This is a genomic window from Desulfobulbus elongatus DSM 2908, assembly GCF_000621145.1.
GTDB lineage: Bacteria > Desulfobacterota > Desulfobulbia > Desulfobulbales > Desulfobulbaceae > Desulfobulbus > Desulfobulbus elongatus.
In genome coordinates, this window is record NZ_JHZB01000075.1 from 1 (window position 1) to 2,784 (window position 2,784).

Below are 2,784 nucleotides of genomic sequence, written 5' to 3' on the forward strand. Positions count from 1 at the left end.
ACGCAATGATATCGTTGCCGTTCATGGTATCCCTCGTCATTTGGTGTGGCTTTGATCCCTATATACAGCAAATCCACACCAAATGACGAGGAGCCTGGTTTTCCCAGCCGCGTCCGGTCTGCACCGGTGACTACCATCAGTACATGCTTGCCTCTGGCGGTGGCAGGGCGTGGTGTTGCAAGAGTGAAAAGGCACAAAAACAAGAGAATAGTCAACGTTGTCATGTTCATGATGAAACTCCTGAATACAAGTGGTTAGAGCCAAAGATCAATCCACGATGGATCGGCTTGAAAAGGAAGGGGCGGTTCTCCGCCTGGAATAGACCTGCTGTTGTCGTTGTTTAGAGCATTTCATGGCAACGGTTTCAGGATCTCCCTGCTGTCTTCTTTGCGGAATAGGCAACCAGGCCATCCAACCATTCCTGATGTGCATTGAGCATCGGGTTGGGTTTTGTCCTGGCCAATTCCCTGGCCGGTGCTCCAATCTGCGATTCCTGAGTGAGGATGCGCACTCTGTTCCCCGGCAGGTCTTCGATAAGCCAAGCATGATGTACATCGAGACGGCCGTCGGCATCGCCTTCGACCCAACCATGCCAGGCAATCCGGGCGGGTTTGTCCTTCTCCGGCGGAACGTATTCGGTTACCTCTGCCTCGACGGGGAAGCCAAAGGTGGTAAAGCGGAAGCGAGATCCCAGGTTCAGATCCGGGCCAGTGGCGTCACGGAATCGAATTTCCGAAGCATTGCTGTAGTAGACCGGCCATACCGAGGTGTTGATGAGGTGGGGCCAAACATTGACTGCCTGCAGACCAGGGATGACCACCTCATTGGATACATAGTTGTCTGTGGTGCCGGGCAGATAGTGTTCGGGCCAGATAATTGCGTTCATTGCGTGTACCCCATTCGGGTGTTGAGTGACGTGGCTTGAAGTTTTGGAGGCTGCCTCCGCTCTTTACCAGCTTCTTGTTTTCTTAAACGTTTTTGTCGTTTTCTTTTCCCGGTTGTTACCATGGAGAAAAATTGCAGAAATATTTTCGATTACACCATCTTATTCGTGTCCATTGGTCTCTCGTAATCCTCCAGTGCTCAGGTTTTAACCGCTCATCGCCTTGGCAATTAGACCGGTCGTCTTAGAAACTCGCAAAAAATCCCCTCAATCCACCAATCACCAGCGGTGGGCTGATTTATTGTTTCCCTACAGAAAAGGCTTTGCCGAGAAATGCGCCTGTGCCGTGGTAGCCCTGATGCACGGGGTCAAACGAAAATGGCTTGAGCTTGGCGATATCAGGGCGCCCATCATCGGTTAAGATTGATTCGTCCGCCTTGGCATCGATAATTTTGCCCACAAAAAGGGTGTGTAGTCCCAGTTCGACACTGTTCACCAACTCGCACTCGAGCACGAAAGGAATTTCCTTCGCATACGGGGCATCCACCAATGCGCTCCGGACAACGGTCAGCCCGGAGACCGCGAATTTGTCCACGTTACGTCCACTGACCAAGCCAAGATAATCGGCCTCCCGCACCTGAGACTCCATGGGGATGCCGATGGTGAACGCTTTGCGCGCCACTATCGCGGAGTATGAGTACGTGGCTTTGCGCAGGGAAACACTGACGCAGGGCGGGTCGGAACAGCAGATGCCTCCCCAGGCGGCGGTCATGAGGTTGGGCTTGTAGTCTTCATCATAGGTGCCGACCAGGAGAATCGGCGTTGGGAAAAGATAGGTTCGAGCGCCCAGCGATTGCATCAGGTGTTCTCTAAAAATCGCAAAGTTACCGAAGAATTACTACGCCCGTCGAAAGCGTCCGTACACGCGGAGCACGCATCAGGATGCCCGCAGCACGGTTGCATATAAGGTGTCGATGAAGTTCCTTAACGTTTCAGATGACTTCATCACTTTGGCACGCAGAATGGCACCCTCCCATCCGGCCAGCACAAAATCGGCGATGACTTCCGGGTCGATATCCGAAGCGAGCGTCCCTTGCTCTTGCGCCTCGGCAAAGCAAGCCGCAAACCGCTTCTTCCAGTTCTGAAAGATTACTTCCAACCTTTCACGGAATCGCTCGTTTTGGTCGGCCAACTCCTGCCCCAGGTTGCCGATGAGACATCCCTTGGTGAATTGATTTTCACTCAGGTGCGCAAGGCTGTGTTCAAAATAATTGCGCAGGCGTTCGAGCGGAGCCACGGTGGCATCATCAAAAAACGACCGTAACTTTGCTTCATACTGACTGGCGAATTGATCGATTATCGCCAGCCCGAAATCCTCTTTGCTGCGGAAATAATTATAGAATGATCCTTTCGGTACGCCAGCTTGCTTGAGCACTGCGTCAATTCCGGTGGCGTTGTATCCCTTCACAGCGATCAATTCCATGCCAATCTCGATGATTTCCGATTTTTTGTCTGTGTTCTTCATGACCGAAACAATTAGACCGGTCGTCTTTTTATCAACGTCAGAATTTAATTTTTTAGTCTCATTTTTATCGAAGGCATCTTATGCGAGCCACATATGTATGGATCGGAGGAAGGCGATTCAATGAGTTCCGTCGATATCTTTTGACCGCAGGGAAGTTCACATAGATAGATGGTCTGTTGTGGGAATAGTTGCGGGACGAAAAAAAATCAGGCCATTGCGAACCTCTCCTCACAGCCCTCTCCCACAAAAAAGCACCTGACCGTTGCCGGTCAGGTGCTTTTTTTGTGGTTCATCCGGCAAACGCGTACCTGGAGTTGTGGAGGTTATAGAGCCTGAGCTTGAAGTATTCCATGTCTCTGAAGCCGTAGGCCTGGCG

4 protein-coding genes are annotated in these 2,784 nt (G+C 51.5%); all 4 read right to left on the reverse strand.

Annotated elements, in window-relative coordinates:
* The coding region (locus Q362_RS24375; RefSeq protein WP_211248534.1) for a hypothetical protein at positions 1-230 on the reverse strand (230 nt) is incomplete at its 3' end.
* Positions 231-364: 134 nt separating this feature from the next.
* On the reverse strand, positions 365-886 hold the full coding sequence (locus Q362_RS0117540; protein ID WP_028319679.1) for an SRPBCC domain-containing protein: 522 nt from the start codon (positions 884-886) through the stop codon (positions 365-367).
* A gap of 295 nt (positions 887-1,181) precedes the next feature.
* Positions 1,182-1,745, reverse strand: coding sequence for a flavin reductase (locus Q362_RS0117545; protein ID WP_028319680.1), 564 nt, complete (start codon positions 1,743-1,745; stop codon positions 1,182-1,184).
* 75 nt (positions 1,746-1,820) lie between these two features.
* Positions 1,821-2,408 carry a TetR/AcrR family transcriptional regulator gene (locus tag Q362_RS0117550; RefSeq protein WP_028319681.1) on the reverse strand — a complete coding sequence of 196 codons (588 nt, stop codon included), beginning with the start codon at positions 2,406-2,408 and terminating at the stop codon, positions 1,821-1,823.
* Positions 2,409-2,784 lie beyond the last annotated feature (376 nt).

What these genes read in the sequence shown, in the direction of transcription:
- Q362_RS0117540 (WP_028319679.1), bottom strand. Translation starts at nt 886, where the DNA reads ATGAACGCAATTATCTGGCCCGAACACTATCTGCCCGGCACCACAGAC.
- Q362_RS0117550 (WP_028319681.1), bottom strand. Translation starts at nt 2,408, where the DNA reads ATGAAGAACACAGACAAAAAATCGGAAATCATCGAGATTGGCATGGAA.